Origin of the sequence: Microbacterium maritypicum MF109 (assembly GCF_000455825.1) — a bacterium.
GTDB classification, from domain to species: domain Bacteria; phylum Actinomycetota; class Actinomycetes; order Actinomycetales; family Microbacteriaceae; genus Microbacterium; species Microbacterium maritypicum_A.
Genome location: NZ_ATAO01000183.1, coordinates 1 through 268 on the forward strand (window position 1 = coordinate 1; position 268 = coordinate 268).

General features: G+C 66.4%; 1 protein-coding gene. It reads right to left on the minus strand.

Annotated features, from left to right (window positions below):
- On the minus strand, nt 1-268 hold a 268-nt coding region (locus tag L687_RS31515), incomplete at both ends, for a class I tRNA ligase family protein (protein ID WP_040569721.1).

Below are 268 nucleotides of genomic sequence, written 5' to 3' on the forward strand. Positions count from 1 at the left end.
GGGTCGGAGCCAGCGCCTGGTAGGCCTCGCCGCGCTCGATGTTGCGCAGGAAAGCGAGCTGGCTCTGTCGGATGGTGTCGTCGGAGATGGTGCGGTAGGTCTGCGTCCAGTCCACGCTCAGTCCGAGCTGGCGGAACAGCGCCTCGAACTGCTTCTCGTCCTCGATGGTGAGGCGCTCGCAGAGCTCGATGAAGTTGCGGCGGCTGATGGGCTGCTGGTCGGCCGCGCGGCTCGACTTGTTGTCGCCGCCCTCGAAGGGAGGAGTGAA